The sequence below is a fragment of the Acinetobacter pittii genome (assembly GCF_034064985.1).
Lineage (GTDB): Bacteria > Pseudomonadota > Gammaproteobacteria > Pseudomonadales > Moraxellaceae > Acinetobacter > Acinetobacter pittii_H.
On sequence record NZ_CP139249.1, the window covers coordinates 169,546 to 186,775 of the forward strand.

Here is a 17,230-nt window from a genome sequence, read left to right on the forward strand (position 1 = left end):
AATTTTAATAGTTAAATTTCACAGTAAAGTTAATTTGACGTGGATTACCTAAAGTCACCAAATTTTCATTTAAGGCGCCTGCATAGTAATCTTTATCGAATAGATTACGGATCGCAAGTTGAGCACCCCAATGTCCTGCATCATAGCCAGCTTCTGTATCAAATACGGTATAGCCTGGAATATGGACATCTAATTTATCCATAGTTTTATAGGTTTCACCTCGGAATCCACCGCCGACATACCAACCAAGTTTTGAGGCAGGGTCAAATTTATAACGCACTGATAAGCTATAAGCATGCTCAGGAATATTGTCGAGTGCTTTTCCTACATTGCTCACGTTTGCATCTTTACTAATTTCAGCATCAATTGTGTAGGTATAAGCAGCTGTTAATTTTAAACCTTCTAAAATTTCTGCGCTGAGCTCAGTCTCGATACCACGAGTTAACTGTTCACCACGTTGTACTTTTTCATTTGGATTTACTGAATCATTAACTACTACGTTCTGACGTTTTAAATCATACCAAGCGATAGCACCTTGAACTCGTTGATCTGGGCTTTGTAATTTCATTCCGACTTCAACCTGTTTCCCTTCTTCAGGTTTGAATGGATTATTATTTACATCAGTACCGCTATTTGGGGTAAATGAAGTGGCATAGCTGACATAAGGAGCCACAATGTCATTAAGGGTATACATGACAGAGGCACTGCCCGTAAATGCATTGTCTGATTGTTTACTCGTATTGCTATTAACCAAACTTGTAGTTTGAGTTTGAGCCCAGTCTTGACGACCAGATAAGCTTAAAAGTAATTGGTCATTAAGCTGAATGCGGTCACGTAAATAAAGCCCTAAATATTTGAGACGGTTGATATCACGAACATTTTGAGTCAATTTTACATTTTGACCGTAAACGGGGTCATAGATATTTAAATCGCCAATATCGTATTTATCATTGGTGTAATCACTTTTTTCCTGAAAACCATCTACCCCAATATTAAGGTCGTGTTGCATGCCATATAAATCAAACTGTTTATTTAAACGGTTATCGATGGCAAAGCTTAAATTATCAATAATTTGGTGGCGGCTATTATTTTTACGGCTAATGGTTGTGTAGTCAATTTCACCTTGTTTGTTTTTTGCCCAAAAGTTGCTGCCCGTGCGAGCAAAGACAGCAGTACCATCCATTTCAGTTTTTTGTACGGCAAAGTTCTGATTAAAGTTCCAACCATTATCAAAAGCGTGTTTAAAGGTATAACCTGTGCGGTAAACATCTGCTTCATATTTACCAAAATTAGGATCGCCAATATATAAACTTCGGTCTATAGCGCCGTTAGGGTTATCTTTTAATGTACCAATGACAGGTAAGCCTTGTTGACGAATGTATTCGCGATGCTGATAGCTTGCGATGACAGATAGATCAGTGTTATCCCCTAAGTCAAAGTTATAAGAGGGGGAAATGTAGTAATTTTTAAAATATACATAATCTGTTGGGTCATCTTGATCCGAGATACGACCATTTAAACGGAAAGCACCTTTTTCACTATTATTAGGGCTATAGTTTAAATCGAACGTTCCTTCTTTAAGGTTGTAGCTGCCATAAGTCATACTGGCCCGAGCAAAGCTTTCAGCTTGAGGGCGTTTAGTCACTAAGTTGACCATGCCTCCTGGAGCAACCAAACCAAAATTAATAGATGCAGGCCCTTTTAAAACTTGTACCTGATCCATGCCTGATAACTCAGTAGCAACATACGTATTTTGGCCTACTCTTAAGCCATCTACATAAACTGAATCAGAAGAAGTTTGTCCTCGAATAACAAAATCATCCCAACCACGACGACCAAGTTTCCCAGCTTCTACGCCTGCGACACCTTCAAGTGCATCTGCTAAAGTTCTTGCTTGTTTCTGGTCAAGCTGTTCGCGGGTTACTACCGAAACCGACTGAGCAGTTTTAAATAAGGGTGCATCTGATTTTAAGGCAGAGTTTGCTTTCGTTGCGACATAAGGTGAAGTGCTTTCTTTTTGCGCTTGAACAGAAATTGTGGGTAGGACATTGGTTGAATTTCCTTGTTCTGTTATTTCTTCAGCGTGACTTGCTGTCATCGAAGTAAAAATAGCAACTGCTAACAATGTTTTTGAAGTCGAAAAACGGAAGGGTTGAGTCATGGGAGGCCTAAGCAGCACAAAAAGTAAATTTGATAATGAGAATTATTTTAATTTATTGCGAATTAATTTTAAATAACATTATGATTCATTTCTAAAATAAGAAAATCCAAATCCATTTTAAAATATTATGAGAAAAATCAAACAATTCATTGCAAGAGTTGTTGAATCCCTTTATTTTATCATGGATATAAAAATATTTAATATTCAAAGCTTTTTTGGGGAATTTTATGGGGGTTGAAAAAACAACGTCGCAGATATTATTTGATAATGGCGTACATAAATGTATTAGTTTTACCAGTTTGGTCAAAGGGGAAGGTATCCAAGCCAATCAATTTTTAATTATTGACCATGAACGTGCTGCTGTAATCGACCCAGGTGGCGATTTGACCTATGTTCCATTAACAATGGAATTAAATAAATATACTCGATTAAAAAATTTGGACTATGTGATGGCTTCGCATCAGGATCCGGACATTATTACCTCAATGCCACGCTGGTTAGTCTATACCGACGCTAAAGTCGTGGCGTCAAAATTATGGGCACGATTCTTACCGCACCTAAATTCCTCATTTATGAGTGATCGTATGAAAGGTAATTGGGAAGACCGCCTTATTGAATTGCCTGACCGTGGCCAAGTGATTCAATTGGGCGAGTCAAAGCTTGTGGTGATTCCTGCACATTTTCTACATTCGGTGGGTAATTTCCAGTTTTATGATCCAGTCGCTAAAATTTTATTTTCGGGTGATATGGGCGCCTCGATTGTTGAAGATGCTAATCAGCCTTTAAAAGATTTCGATACGCACGTCATGAAAATGAAAGCCTTTCATCAACGTTATATGTGCTCTAATAAGGTTATCCGTTTGTGGGTCAATATGGTGCGCCAGATGGATATCGAAATGATTGTGCCTCAGCACGGTAGTCCATTTATGGGTAAAGAAATGGTCAATCAGTTTTTAGACTGGATTGAAACGTTAGCTTGTGGTGTTGATTTGATGACAGAACAGGTTTTTAGTTGTCCAACCTAAAAAATGCGATTCATTATCTTGAGTCCAATTTGAATTTTTTTAGTATTTTCCGTCGCAGAAAAATTTTTGATGACGAGAATTTGAATAAAATGTTATCTCAAGTTGCGACTCCAGATGAGTGCCTACGCTGTGGGGCATGTTGTGCACATTTTCGGGTTTCATTTTACTGGGCCGAGGCCGAGGTAATAGATGAACATCTAGTTGAACCTTTGACACCTGTTTATTCTTGTATGCGTGGAACCAATCAGCCTGAGCCGCGGTGTCAGGCTTTGACGGGTGAAATTGGTAAAGAGGTGGGTTGTACCATCTATGCTGCACGTAGTTCTACCTGTAGAGAGGTGCAGATTGCTGATGAGCAATGTAATAAGGCTCGTTTAGCGCATCAGCTTATTCCTCTTATTCAAGTTAGCCTAGCAGATTCAGAGAATGATCACGACTATGATCAGGTGAGTTAAATATCAGCTAACATGATAATAAGTGGGAAATATTTAGAGTAGCTGGACATCTATTGCTGAAAAAGGCAAAGATTATATGAAAATTGCATCGAAATTTGTTTATAATAGCTCACGGAATTTACCAGTGAGATTGTTATGCTGACCATCGTTCAAGAAGCGCTAACCTTCGATGATGTCTTATTACTTCCTGCCTACTCTACTGTTCTCCCAAAAGATGTCTCTTTAAAGACACGTTTAACTCGCGGCATTCATTTAAATATCCCATTAGTTTCAGCGGCAATGGATACAGTGACTGAGTCACGTATGGCGATTGCAATGTCACAAAATGGTGGTATCGGGATTTTGCACAAAAACATGGATATTGCTGCTCAAGCTGCAGAAGTACGCCGTGTTAAGAAATTTGAAGCGGGTATGGTGAAAGATCCTATCACTGTAACGCCTGAAACTACAGTACGTGAACTAATTGCAATTACCAATGCTAATAACATTAGCGGTGTACCTGTTGTGAAAGACGGCAAGGTTGTTGGTATTGTGACAGGCCGTGATACGCGTTTTGAAACTAATTTAGAACAACCAGTTAGTAACATCATGACAGGCCAAGATCGCTTGGTGACTGTACGTGAAGGCGAATCTAAAGAAAATATTCAAGCATTATTGCAAAAGCATCGTATTGAAAAAGTCTTGGTCGTTGGTGAAAACAATGAGCTTAAAGGCCTAATTACAGTAACTGACTTCCGTAAAGCTGAGAGTTATCCAAACAGTTGTAAAGATGATCTTGGCCGTTTACGTGTTGGTGCTGCGGTAGGTACAGGTGTTGAGACTCCAAGTCGTGTGGAAGCGTTAGTTGAAGCTGGCGTAGACGTTATTGTTGTTGACACAGCACATGGTCACTCAGCTGGTGTAATTGAACGTGTACGTTGGGTAAAACAAAACTTCCCACAAGTACAAGTGATTGGCGGTAATATCGCAACTGGTGATGCTGCATTAGCATTATTAGATGCAGGCGCAGATGCTGTAAAAGTTGGTATCGGTCCTGGCTCTATCTGTACCACACGTATTGTGGCGGGTATTGGTATGCCACAGATTTCTGCGATTGACAGCGTTGCTAATGTACTAAAAGATCAAATTCCTTTAATTGCAGATGGCGGTATCCGTTTCTCTGGCGATATGGCAAAAGCAATCGGTGCAGGTGCAAGTACGATCATGGTGGGTTCACTTCTGGCTGGTACTGAAGAAGCACCGGGCGAGGTTGAGTTTTTCCAAGGTCGTTACTACAAAGCATATCGCGGTATGGGGTCATTAGGCGCAATGGCGGGAGCAACTGGTTCTGCTGACCGTTATTTCCAAGACTCAAAAGCGGGTGCTGAAAAATTAGTACCAGAAGGTATTGAAGGTCGTGTTCCATATAAAGGTCCAATGGGTAACATCGTTCATCAAATGATGGGTGGTCTACGTTCATCAATGGGTTATACAGGTTCATCAGTAATTGAAGACCTTCGCCAAAATGCGAAATTTGTGAAAATTACTTCAGCGGGTATGTCTGAGTCACATGTTCACGATGTAACGATTACTAAAGAAGCTCCAAACTATCGTGTTGGTTAGATTTTGGTAACCAAAACAATCAAGAAAGCCGTCATTACACTGACGGCTTTTTGTTTTTGGTGTAAAGTAAATTTGACGAAAAGAAATATGGCGGAATTGCCATATATGAAGTAAGCCACGGTTGAAGTGGCGTAAGAATGAGATAAGCTATGAGTTATTTTGGAACGGATGGTATTCGTGGAAAATTTGGGCAAATGCCTATTACTCCAGAGTTTGCTTTAAAACTCGGTTTTGCTGCAGGGAAGGTATTAAAACGAACGAGTCCGAAAAATAAGCCACTTGTTGTATTAGGAAAAGACACTCGTTTATCTGGTTATATTTTAGAGTCTGCTTTGCAGGCAGGTTTGAACGCTGCTGGCGTGTATGTTCATTTACTTGGTCCATTACCAACACCAGCAATTGCACACCTTACTCGTGCTTTACATGCCCATGCAGGTATTGTTATCTCTGCTTCGCATAATCCATATTTTGATAATGGTATTAAATTCTTCTCAAGCGAAGGCAAAAAATTACCAGATTCGTTGCAAGAAGAAATTAACCTTGAATTAGAAAAAGATTTATTAATTGAGGATACTGCAAACTTAGGTAAAAGTGTTCGCGTAACTGATGCAAACGGTCGCTATATTGAATTTTGTAAATCTACTTTCCCTTACCATTTCGACTTAAATAATTTAAAGATCGTATTGGACTGTGCTCATGGCGCTGCATATAGCGTTGGGCCTTCAGTTTTTCGTGAGTTAGGGGCAAAAGTTGTTGCTTTATATAATGAGCCAGATGGCCTAAATATTAATGAAGGCTGTGGCTCAACTCACCCTGAAAACCTACAAAAAGCAGTAGTTGAGCACGAAGCAGATTTAGGGATTGCCTTTGATGGCGATGCTGACCGTGTAGTGATGGTCGATAAGTTTGGTAACTTAATTGATGGCGACCATATTTTATATATTTTAGCGACTCAAGCTCAGAAAAAACCAGCAGGTGTTGTTGGTACTGTCATGAGTAATATGGCACTTGAAGTTGCACTTGAAAAAGCGAATGTTGGTTTTGTACGTGCTAAGGTTGGCGACCGATATGTATTACAAGCTTTAGAAGAAAACGGCTGGGTAACAGGTGGTGAGCCTTCTGGTCATATTCTAACTTTAGACAAGAGCACAACTGGTGATGCGATTATTGCAGCGCTTCAAGTTTTAACCGTGATGGTCGAGCAAAATAAGGCTCTTCATGAACTGGTTCAAGACTTTAAACTATTCCCGCAAATTCTTGTGAATGTACGTTTAGAACAAATGCTTGACCCGTATTCAATTCCGGCATTGGTTACTGAATTTGATAAAGCAGAAGAGCAGCTTAAAGGCCGTGGTCGTATCTTGATTCGTAAATCAGGAACTGAGCCTGTGATTCGTGTCATGGTTGAAGGTGATAACGAGCAAGAAGTAAATGCTTTGGCTGAGCACTTGGCAAATGCGGTACGTTCACAAGCACAAGTTGCGTAAGGTGATGACATGAGTGATGTCATTAAAGATTTAAGTGAGTTGCGCTTAAGTTATGAGCAAGGAGAATTGCATGAGGGGCAGGTTGAATCTAATCCTCATCAGCAGTTTTTGGGTTGGTTTAACCATGCTCTAGCAGCGAATTTACATGAACCGTATGCAATGTCATTAGCAACAGCAGGTGCGAATGGCAGACCCCATGTTCGAACAGTTTTGTTACGTGGGGCCACAGAATCTGGGTATGATTTTTATACTAACTATGACAGTCAAAAAGGTATAGATTTGGCAGAAAACCCATATGCCGAATTATTATTTTACTGGCCAAGTTTAGAGCGTCAGGTGAGAGTTGGTGGTCATGTAGTTAAAATTGCTGAGCAAGAATCTACAGATTATTATCTTAAACGACCACGTGATAGCCAGATTGCAGCACATATCAGTACTCCACAAAGTGGTAAAATTGAAAGTCGCGAGTTGTTACAACAGCGTTTTCAAGACTTGCAACAACAAGTTCAAAGCCGTGAAGTGCTTGATAAGCCAGAGTTCTGGGGAGGCTATCGTCTGCAACCAGATTATTATGAATTCTGGCAGGGAAGACCAAATCGTTTACATGACCGCTTAAGTTATGAAAAAATCGATGGTCAATGGACGCTGCACCGACTGATGCCTTAAATGACAAAAATACAAATCAAACAAAGACCTTTATTAACACGCCCTGAACAGTTTCAGGGCGTGCCTCCGTTTATTGCTGAAATTTTGGCAAGGCGTGGAGTACAATCTGAACAGGAATTAGAGCTAAAGCTTAAGAATTTATTAGCCCCACAGCTCAAGGGGCTAGAAACTGCTGTGGCATTAATAGATCAAGCTATTGATGAGCAGAAAAAAATTGTTATTGTCGGTGATTACGATGCCGATGGAGCAACCAGTACAGCGTTAATGGTATTGGTGCTTCGCGATATGGGAGCACAAGTCGACTATTTGGTTCCAGACCGATTTAAATATGGTTATGGACTTACCCCAGCAATTGCAGAGCTTGCACATCAAACTTATCAACCCGATTTATTAATTACTGTTGATAATGGGATTTCCAGCCATGCTGGTGTTGATGCGGCACAGGCACTGGGCATGCAAGTAGTTATTACAGATCACCATTTAACTACTAAAGAAACACCGCTTGCAGAAGCAGTTGTAAACCCAAATCAGTTAGGCTGTGATTTTCCGAGTAAAGCACTTGCAGGTGTTGGCGTTGCATTTTATGTGCTGGCCAATTTAGCAAGTTTACGTAGTAAGCAAGGTAAAAGTACGAGTAAAGTCACTCAATATCTAGACTTGGTTGCTTTGGGAACGTATGCCGATGTTGCTGTCCTAGATTATAACAACCGTATTTTGGTTGATGCAGGCGTGAAGCGTATTCAGCAACATCAATGTCGAATCGGAATATTGGCGTTGCTAGATATTGCTGGCCGTGAGGCTTCATCTTTGCGTGCACAAGATTTAGGTTTTGTTTTAGGCCCGCGTATTAACGCTGCTGGACGCATGGAGAGCATGCGTATAGGCATTGAATGTTTGTTAGCTGACACTATGGAATCTGCCTATCCGATCGCGAGACAATTAAATCAATTAAATATAGAGCGCCGTCAAATCGAAGGGGAAATGAAGCAACAAGCCTTATCTGCTTTAGATAGCTTGCAGCTCTCAAAAGAAGACATTCCTCCAGCTCTTGTACTCTTCGAAGAAAACTGGCATCAAGGTGTGATTGGGATTGTTGCAGGGCGTTTAAAAGAACAATTTCATCGCCCCACTATTGTGTTTGCACCTGATGAAGATGGTATTCATATAAAAGGATCTGCACGTTCAATTGATGGAGTGCATATTCGAGATACGATTGAACAGGTTGCTGAACAACATCCAGAATTGGTGAGCCATTTCGGTGGTCATGCAGCAGCAGCGGGTTTAACTATACGTAAAGAAAACTTCGAAGCTTTTAAAACTGCATTTACCAATTGCATTGCAGCAATGGAAGAATCTTTATTTCAAGCAACGCTATGGACGGATGGAGAACTCCCTGCTTCGGCTTTGCAACTAAATACATTAGATTGGATAGAACAGTTGGGGCCTTGGGGACAAAAATTCCCTTTTCCTCAGTTTGAGGGGCATTTTAAAGTTATTGATTATCGCTGGCTTAAAGAAACGCATTTGAAGCTTAAATTAGCACTCGACCAATACAGTTTTGATGCAATTGCTTTTAATGCAGCAGGCCGTTTTGAATTTGACCCAATGCGGGATTATGTACATTTAGTCTATGAAATAGATCGTAATGCATTTAATGGCAATGTGAATTTACAATTACGCATCGTACATTTAAACCAATAAAAAAATCCGCTCAATTGAGCGGATTTTTTATGACTTTAGGCTTGATTAGAAGCGGTATGCTGCACGAACACCATAAGTGTTGTCGTTATCACCAAATCCAACACGGCCTTCAACACTTACTTGCTGATTTAAGAATTTTTTAGCATTGATACCAAATTCATCTTTATCAGTTAAGTCGTTGTTGTAGTAATCAGCACCAACACTTAAAGTTTTGTCGATGTAGTAGTCACCACGAACTTTATATTCGTCTAGATCACCAAATGCACCGAACGCTTCAAGGTTTACGTCATGTTGGCCTACTTGAGTTACGTATTTAGCACGAACTGTTGGATCAGCGCCGTCTTTACCGTCTTTTTCGTCGTAGCCTTTAACACCTAAAGCAAGTAATAAACCTGGAGCTGGTAAATAACCTACTTCAGCTGCATAAGTCGTTACTTTGCTATCAATATTGGTGTTGTCGACTTCACGCTCATTTCGACCTACATCACCGCTAAGGTAGAAATCTGAGTTAGGAACGTAATATTCAACACCTACGCCATATTGAGTATCTTTTGTACCGCTGTTATCGCCATAGTTGATAAGGGCGTTAACGTTACTTGCACGGCTTAAGAAAGCTGCTTCAGCAAGTGGAGCGTTACGAGTTTGAACAGGATTAAAGTAATAAGTCCCGTCAACACCGAATTTACTTACGCTGCTACCGTTGTCTGGATCAAGATAATTGTAAGAACCACCAACTTCAGCTTGGTAAGCGTTTGCTGCGCCACTCACTGCGAGTGCAGATAAAAGAGCTGATGCAATTGCTAGTTTTTTCATGGAATCTCTCCCCTCTAAAAAGCGATTTTATAAATGTTTTGTTACAACTTTTAGTCTAGACGAAAAAGCTTTGTCGTCAATCTTGCGCAAGTAACCGTACTGTAACCGTGTGATATTTATGTAAACTAATTTAATTTAAGATATTGATTTTAAAATATAAAAACATAATGTTTTATTTTATTAAAATTGAGGATATTTTGTGTAGATCATAAAGAATGCTGTAAAAGTACCCAATTTTGTATGAGGATGTTACCAATTAAACTTAAAATAAAATGAAAAATGCCCAAGGGAAATCCCTTGAGCATTCATATTTTTAATAATAAGTAATTATAAATTAGAAACGGAATGTTCCATTAATACCAAAAGAGTCAGCATCATCAACAGTTGTGTAAGTTAAGCCTACTGCTACTTGAGGCGTAAAGAATTTCTGTGCGCGAACACTAAAAATTGTATCTGAATCTTCTGCTGTTGAATCTGCAAAAGATGCTCCAACACTTAAAGTAGGATCAAGATAAAGATCTGCACCTAAACGATAAGTGGTTTCATCCCCAATATAGGTTTGTCCTTCAAAATTAGTATAAAAACCTGAAATTTGAGTAACATACTTGGCGCGTAAAGTTATGGCAGTATCATCATCATCTTCACCAGTTACGGCTACGGTATTTGAAAGCGAAGTAATGAAGCCATATTTAGCTGCTTGTAGTGGATCAAAACTTTCAGACAAGTCTGTTACACCAGCAGCCAATAACAAGCCATCGGTTGGTAAGAAACCGACTTCTACAGCATAGCCGTTACCACTATCATCAACCGAACCAAAACCACTTGCAGTGACTTCAGTTTTTGTACGGTTAAATGCTCCTGATAAATAGAATGAGGTACTTGGAATAAAGTATTCTCCTGTAACCCCTAACGAACTAAATTCGAGTTTTCCAGAGTCTTCATCATCTTCTAACTTGCTATAGGCATATCCAAGACCAATATTAGAAGCTTTATTTAAAAAAGCAGCTTCAGCTAAAGGGAAAGTTTTTGCTTCTACCGGATTAAAATAATATTTGCCATTAATTCCGAAGCTATTATTTTCTCCCTCATCCATATCTGTAAATTCATACATTGTACCAACTTCAGTTTGATAGGCATTCGCATTGAAAGCACATACAGCTGTTACGAGTGCAAACAAAAATTTTGATTTTTTCATGGGTAAAACTCTAGAGTAATATATGTTATAAAGTTATTAAGATTTAAGTTGTTAATTTTAATGTATTTTTAATAAATAAATCAATAATATTATATTTGTTTTTCATCAATAAGATAATAAAAATCAACATGTTTGAGCCTTTTTGTTTGAGTATGGCAAGCTATGCTAAAATAATTGACTGTTTATCTGCTCTTATGGGAACACTCGCGTGGAAATTAATCCTTATCTAAACCAATTGAAAGACTTAACTGATCGTAGCCAAACACTACGGGGGTATCTTTGACTACGATCTGAAAAAAGAACGTTTAGAAGAAGTTTTACGTGAGTTAGAAGATCCTGCGATCTGGAATGATCAAAGTCGCGCTCAGGCGATGGCGAAAGAAAAGGGCGAACTAGAAAACGTTATTAATGTATTGGATGGCTTATCTACACAGCTTGAAGATGCAAAAGCGATGTTGGATTTGGCTGTAGAAGCCGACGATGAAAGCCTGCTTGAAGATGTTCAGTCTGAGCTTGGTGCTGCCGAAGATGAACTGGCTAAACTTGAATTCCGTCGTATGTTTAGTAACCCGATGGACCCGAATCCTTGCTATGTCGAGATTCAATCAGGTTCAGGTGGTACGGAAGCACAAGATTGGGCGTCTATGCTTTTACGTATGTATATGCGCTGGATTGAACGTCATGGTTTTAAAGCAGAACTTATGGAAGTGTCTGACGGTGACGTAGCTGGTATTAAATCAGCAACGATACGTGTTGAAGGTGAATATGCCTACGGTTGGTTACGCACAGAGTCAGGTGTACACCGTTTAGTTCGTAAATCCCCATTTGACAGTGGCAACCGTCGTCACACTTCATTCTCTGCGGTATTTATTTCACCAGAAGTTGATGACAATATTGAAATTGATATTAACCCTTCTGATGTTCGTACTGATACTTACCGTGCATCTGGTGCAGGTGGTCAGCATATTAACAAAACCGACTCGGCTGTGCGTTTGACTCACATCCCAACAGGTATTGTAGTAGCGTGTCAGAACCAACGTTCGCAACATGCTAACCGTGACCACGCATGGAAACAGTTACGTGCGCGTTTGTATGAATTAGAAATGCAAAAACGTAATGAAGCGGCTCAAGCTCTAGAAGACTCGAAGTCTGATATTGGTTGGGGAAGCCAAATTCGTTCATATGTATTAGATGATTCTCGTATTAAAGATTTACGCACAGGTGTAGAAAACTCTAATACAGGTGCTGTTCTTGATGGTGACCTTGATCGTTTTATCGAAGCGAGTTTAAAGCAAGGTTTATAAGAGTCTGCTGAACTTTTAGTTTAAATACATTTCATTTATGAATATGTAGAACTCTTGGATTTTTAGCGATTAAAACGGCAAAGTAGTTCAGCCTTCGAATGTTAATCGAAAAAATACGATATGAATATCGAAAAAAATAGATATGAATATCGAAAAAATGCGATATTATGTTTTCGAAATGCTGAACAAAGCTTTGTTCGTTTAAAAGACGTGTTGAGCCTATGGATATTGATGCAATTAGCAAAGCCCTTTCCAACCCTCTACGTCGGCAAATTTTGCAATGGTTAAAAGAACCTGCACATTATTTACCGATTGAAGAATGTGGTGGTAGTTTTGAGAAGGGTGTTTGTGCAGGTCATATTGAACGTTTGGGTAAAGTAGCTCAGTCTACGATGTCTAATCATTTGTCTGTGTTACAACAGGCGGGGCTTATTCAAGTCCAAAAATATGGTCAATGGTCTTATTTTTCACGTAACGAAGCTTTGATTCAGCAATATATCGAACATTTAAAACAAACACTTTAAATTATTAAAAGTGTAAGTCGAGGCGATTATGGCTGAACTCAATACTCCTTTAACGGTTGGTGATTTTGAAATCAAAAATCGATTGGTCATGGCTCCATTAACGCGTGCGCGTAGTGGTGAAAGCCGAGTGCCTAATGATTTAATGGTTGAATACTATCAACAACGTGCAAATGCTGGTCTAATTTTGACTGAAGCAACAGTAATTGGTTCAAAAACTGTGGGTTATGCAGATACCCCGGGTTTATGGTCAGAAGAGCAAGCACAAGCTTGGAATAAAATTATTGAGGCGGTTCATGCTCAAGGTTCAAAAATTGTAGTTCAACTTTGGCATGTAGGTCGTATTTCGCATCCTGAGCTTTTAGATGGCGATATTCCTGTTGCACCAAGTGCGATTCAACCTGCGGGTGAAGTGAGCCTATTACGCCCTAAACGCCCGTATGTAAAACCGCGTGCGCTTTCCTTAGAAGAAGTGAAAGAGGTGGTCGCTCAATATAAACATTCAGCAGAATTAGCTAAAGCAGCAGGTTTTGATGGTGTTGAGTTACACGCTGCAAATGGTTATTTAATTGACCAGTTCCTTCAAAGCAATACCAACCAACGTGATGATGAGTATGGTGGTCCGGTTGAAAACCGCGCTCGCTTGTTATTAGAAGTGGTTGATGCCTTTATTGAAGTGTGGGGCGCTGGTCGAGTAGGTGTACATATTGCACCGCGTGGTGATTCACACGATATGGGTGATGAAAACCCATTAGCAACTTTTGGTTATGTAGTGGAACAACTTAACCAACGTAATGTTGCTTTCATTTTCTCTCGTGAATATGAAGCTGCTGACAGCATTAGTCCTAAACTTCGCGAAAAATTTAATGGTGTATGGATTGCCAATGAGAACCTAACACCAGAATCAGCAAAACGTATCTTGCGTGAAGGTCAGGCAGATGCTGTATCTTTTGGTAAGGCATATATTGCTAACCCAGATCTTTTACAGCGTTTAGAAAAAGACTTGCCATTAAATGAACTTCAACCAACGACTTTATATGCGAAAGGTGCTGAAGGTTATACAGACTATCCAACGCTGGAAGCTTCGTAATTTTTTGAACAGATGATTTACTGACCTCTTTAATTTATGGGCTCAGTAAATCGCTTTTCTTGTAATGGTAGAGTTTAGGTATCGAAACTCTGCCATTTTTTCTATCTATGTTATATTTTCCCCAGTTTTAAACTTTGACTATTTGAGGCAAACCGCTTGGCGACCCCATTTTGGTACAACACCGCACTCCATTTATTAAAACCTTTTTACCACTGGCGGATAAAAAAACGTGCAGAAAGCCAGGAATTATATCATCAGGAATGTCTTGAAAGATTTGGGCCGTTTGAATCTCCGAAAAATGTGAGAGCAATTTGGTTCCATGCTGTTTCGGTTGGAGAAACCAATGCTGCGCAGCCTTTAATCGAGCATTATCTTAAACTCGGTCAGCCTGTGCTAGTGACTAATACCACTAAAACTGGGCAAGCGCGTGCCAAATCATTATTTTTAAAAGCGCCTTATTTAGATTTATTTCAAGCAGTTTATTTGCCTGTTGATCAAAAACATCTTTTAAAACAATTTTTTGAGTTGTACCAGCCAAAACTTTTAGCATTGGTGGAAACTGAACTTTGGCCAAATTTAATTGATCAAGCCAAACTACAACAGGTTCCTTGTTTATTATTAAATGCGCGATTATCAGAAAAATCAGCGAAAGGTTATAGCCGTGTTTCAGGTCTAACAGCAGGAATGCTGAAACAAATTGACTGGGTGCTGGCACAAGATAATGCGACTCGACAACGTTATGTAGAACTTGGTTTAGATCAACAAAAAAGTCAGGTGGTTGGAAATATTAAATTTGATATTCACGCACCAGAAGCTTTTATAAATCAGGCTGAGCAATTACAACAACAATGGTATTTGGGACAGCGTAAAGTTCTGACAATTGCCAGTACGCATGCACCGGAAGAACAACAAATTTTAGAAGTGCTTGGGCCTTATTTAAAGTCAGATCCAGAGTTAGTTTGTATGGTTGTGCCTCGACATCCTGAACGTTTCGATGAAGTATTTGAAATTTGTCAGAACTTAGATCTGGTCACTCATCGTAGAAGTATGAATCATAGTATTCATGCTAGTACACAGGTTTATCTGGCGGATAGTATGGGTGAGCTTTGGTTATGGTATGCCTTAAGTCAGGTGTGTTTTGTGGGTGGATCACTTAATGAACCGGGCGGTGGGCATAATATTTTAGAGCCTATGGTCTTAAATGTGCCGACTGTAATTGGACCTCGTTACTTTAATTTTCAAACTATTGTTGATGAATTCATTGATGAAAATGGTGTGCTCATTGCCCAAGACGCTGAGCAAGTTGTGGCAATCTGGATGGCATGTTTAGCTGAACCTGACCAGGCTCAACAAGTGGTTGAGCAGGCGCATAAAGTCTTGCAGCGTAACCAAGGTTCGTTACAGAAACATATTGGCGTAATTAACCGGTATTTGGCCGAAAAACCATGAATATCGTTTTGCTAGAACCTGAAGATGTTCAGTCAGAATTATGGTCAATTCGTTCAAAGCGTCAATTACAGCATTTAGATGAACATCTTGATATTAGGGTTGGCCAAAATCTAAAAGTTGGTATTCGTAACGGGGCACGTTATATCACTGAAATTGTTTCGATTAACGAGCATGAGGTTTGTATACGGCCTATCACTGAGGAAGTTGTACCTGCAAAACTTCCAGTACATTTAATTGTAGCTTTACCAAGGCCCAAAGTTTTACGCCGTTTAATTATGGACAGTGTGACTTTGGGGGTTGAAAGAATTAGTTTGATTCATAGTTATCGTGTAGATAAAAGCTATTGGCAAACTCCATTTTTGCAACAACTTGATAACTATGTGACTTTAGGGCTTGAGCAAGCAGGCGATACAATTGTTCCTGAAATTCAATTATATAAACGCTTTAAACCTTTTGTTGAAGATGTTCTACCAAACTTAATTTCAAAGGAAAGTCCCGCCTATGTGGCTCATCCGTATGTAGAGCAGAGCATGCCCGTTAATATTCCGCATGCGTGCAGTGTAGTCGTTGGACCCGAAGGCGGCTTTATTCCCTATGAAGTTGATTTGCTCACAAAAAACGGCTGCCAAGCTGTGAGCTTAGGCAACCGTATTTTAAGAACTGAAACGTCTATTTCTTATATTTTAGGTCGTCTGTTTAGTTGATGCTTCAGGGTTTAAAAGCGGCTGGTTTGAAGCCATTTTTAATTCCTGAATTGGGTAAGGAATATTAATTCCGTTCTCATTGAAAGCTTGTTTTACTTGAGCTTGAATTGTGCTTGTAGATGAGGACATATCAGTTTCAGTAGTATCAACCCACCAACGTACAGTCAGGTTAACCGAGAAATCTGCTAAAGCTGTAACGTTAACCGAGAAAGCCGGCTGACTGAGTACATTTCGGTCATTATTAAGAATATCTAAAATAATCTGTTTAGCTTTTTGTTCATCGTCGTCATAGCCAATGCCGACTACAAACTCACAGCGTCGTTGCTGATAAGCCGTATTTACAGTTAAAGCACTCGTATAAACAGTGGCATTTGGAATAACAATACGGCGTCCATCTGGTGAACGTAAAAATGTTGCACGAATTTGAATATCTTCAACAGTTCCTTCAAGTGAATTGACTACGATTGAATCACCAATACGGAATGGTTCGCTCAATAAAATCAAAATACCTGACAGCAGGTTCTGAAAAATATCTTTAAATGCGAAACCAATTGCGACCGAACCGATCCCTAACGCGCTCATAAGTTGTCCTGGTGTAAAACCTGGGATCATGATGACAAGTGCAATTAAGAATCCAAAAAATAAAATTGTCGTACTTCCTACACGGTTTAGAACCAAGACTAGGTTTTGGCGCGTGTAAGAACGATTTTCTAAGGTTTTACGAACAAAGAATTTAAATAATTTGGTGAGTAGCCAAAAAATAACGAAGACGATAATCGCAATACAAATATAAGGCACGCGTTCCCAGAAGCTATCCACGATTTTATCAATGGTGGTATAGGCATCATGATACTTTTCGGTATGGGCTAAAACCGTTTGAGTGGTTTTAGTACCTGCTTCTTGCAAAAGTTCGCCTGTATTTTTTGCAACATCCGTTAAGGATTTTTGTTCATCAGCCACAACAAGTCTCTATTTAAAAAAATTATGAAAGCGATGATCGGCCTTCATTATAGTAGGAGATAAAATGTGCGCCTACTATAATGAGTTCATCTAAATA

At 39.5% G+C, this 17,230-nt stretch carries 15 protein-coding genes; 11 read left to right on the forward strand and 4 right to left on the reverse strand.

Annotation, left to right across the window (positions count from 1 at the left end; genetic code table 11):
- Nucleotides 1–4: 4 nt before the first annotated feature.
- Nucleotides 5–2,161, reverse strand: a complete 2,157-nt coding sequence (locus SOI76_RS00775; protein ID WP_104080036.1) for a TonB-dependent siderophore receptor — start codon at nt 2,159–2,161, stop codon at nt 5–7.
- A gap of 227 nt (nt 2,162–2,388) precedes the next feature.
- On the opposite strand from SOI76_RS00775, the gene SOI76_RS00780 reads away from it, so the two are divergent.
- From SOI76_RS00780 to recJ, 6 genes are all read left to right on the forward strand, one after another.
- On the forward strand, nt 2,389–3,186 hold the full coding sequence (locus SOI76_RS00780) for an MBL fold metallo-hydrolase (protein ID WP_104080037.1): 798 nt from the start codon (nt 2,389–2,391) through the stop codon (nt 3,184–3,186).
- An 89-nt stretch (nt 3,187–3,275) separates the two neighbouring features.
- Nucleotides 3,276–3,641, forward strand: coding sequence for a YkgJ family cysteine cluster protein (locus SOI76_RS00785; RefSeq protein WP_104080038.1), 366 nt, complete (start codon nt 3,276–3,278; stop codon nt 3,639–3,641).
- 135 nt (nt 3,642–3,776) lie between these two features.
- Entirely contained in the window at nt 3,777–5,243 is a 1,467-nt protein-coding gene (gene guaB / locus SOI76_RS00790) for an IMP dehydrogenase (protein WP_104080039.1), read from the forward strand.
- A 149-nt stretch (nt 5,244–5,392) separates the two neighbouring features.
- A complete protein-coding gene (glmM, locus tag SOI76_RS00795; RefSeq protein ID WP_104080040.1) occupies nt 5,393–6,730 on the forward strand; it encodes a phosphoglucosamine mutase in 1,338 nt (445 codons plus the stop codon).
- 9 nt (nt 6,731–6,739) lie between these two features.
- The gene (gene pdxH / locus SOI76_RS00800; RefSeq protein ID WP_104080041.1) at nt 6,740–7,396 is read left to right on the forward strand and encodes a pyridoxamine 5'-phosphate oxidase; all 657 of its coding nucleotides are present in this window, start codon (nt 6,740–6,742) and stop codon (nt 7,394–7,396) included.
- Nucleotides 7,397–9,097 carry a single-stranded-DNA-specific exonuclease RecJ gene (recJ, locus tag SOI76_RS00805; RefSeq protein WP_104080042.1) on the forward strand — a complete coding sequence of 567 codons (1,701 nt, stop codon included), beginning with the start codon at nt 7,397–7,399 and terminating at the stop codon, nt 9,095–9,097.
- 45 nt (nt 9,098–9,142) lie between these two features.
- Here the strand turns inward: recJ and SOI76_RS00810 are convergent, their stop codons facing one another.
- Nucleotides 9,143–9,910, reverse strand: coding sequence for a putative porin (locus SOI76_RS00810; protein ID WP_005078653.1), 768 nt, complete (start codon nt 9,908–9,910; stop codon nt 9,143–9,145).
- Between the two features lie 334 nt (nt 9,911–10,244).
- Nucleotides 10,245–11,105: a putative porin gene (locus tag SOI76_RS00815; RefSeq protein ID WP_104080043.1), complete on the reverse strand. Its 861-nt coding sequence runs from the start codon at nt 11,103–11,105 to the stop codon at nt 10,245–10,247.
- Nucleotides 11,106–11,313: 208 nt separating this feature from the next.
- On the opposite strand from SOI76_RS00815, the gene prfB reads away from it, so the two are divergent.
- The 5 genes from prfB (at nt 11,314) to SOI76_RS00840 (ending at nt 16,173) form a co-directional block, all read left to right on the forward strand.
- Nucleotides 11,314–12,409, forward strand: a protein-coding gene (gene prfB, locus SOI76_RS00820; RefSeq protein ID WP_099475557.1) for a peptide chain release factor 2 whose coding sequence is annotated in 2 segments (ribosomal slippage) — nt 11,314–11,385 and nt 11,387–12,409 — 1,095 coding nt in all. Because the reading frame shifts where the segments join, the coding sequence is not laid out codon by codon here.
- Between the two features lie 221 nt (nt 12,410–12,630).
- A complete protein-coding gene (locus tag SOI76_RS00825) occupies nt 12,631–12,933 on the forward strand; it encodes an ArsR/SmtB family transcription factor (RefSeq protein ID WP_017399836.1) in 303 nt (100 codons plus the stop codon).
- 28 nt (nt 12,934–12,961) lie between these two features.
- Nucleotides 12,962–14,020: an alkene reductase gene (gene nemA, locus SOI76_RS00830; protein ID WP_104080044.1), complete on the forward strand. Its 1,059-nt coding sequence runs from the start codon at nt 12,962–12,964 to the stop codon at nt 14,018–14,020.
- A 156-nt stretch (nt 14,021–14,176) separates the two neighbouring features.
- The gene (gene kdtA / locus SOI76_RS00835) at nt 14,177–15,469 is read left to right on the forward strand and encodes a 3-deoxy-D-manno-octulosonic acid transferase (RefSeq protein WP_104080045.1); all 1,293 of its coding nucleotides are present in this window, start codon (nt 14,177–14,179) and stop codon (nt 15,467–15,469) included.
- Nucleotides 15,466–16,173, forward strand: coding sequence for a 16S rRNA (uracil(1498)-N(3))-methyltransferase (locus SOI76_RS00840; protein ID WP_104080046.1), 708 nt, complete (start codon nt 15,466–15,468; stop codon nt 16,171–16,173). The genes kdtA and SOI76_RS00840 overlap by 4 nt, the downstream gene beginning before the upstream one ends.
- Here the strand turns inward: SOI76_RS00840 and SOI76_RS00845 are convergent.
- Nucleotides 16,153–17,133, reverse strand: a complete 981-nt coding sequence (locus SOI76_RS00845; RefSeq protein WP_057075508.1) for a mechanosensitive ion channel family protein — start codon at nt 17,131–17,133, stop codon at nt 16,153–16,155. The two genes, SOI76_RS00840 and SOI76_RS00845, sit on opposite strands and share 21 nt — an antisense overlap.
- Nucleotides 17,134–17,230 lie beyond the last annotated feature (97 nt).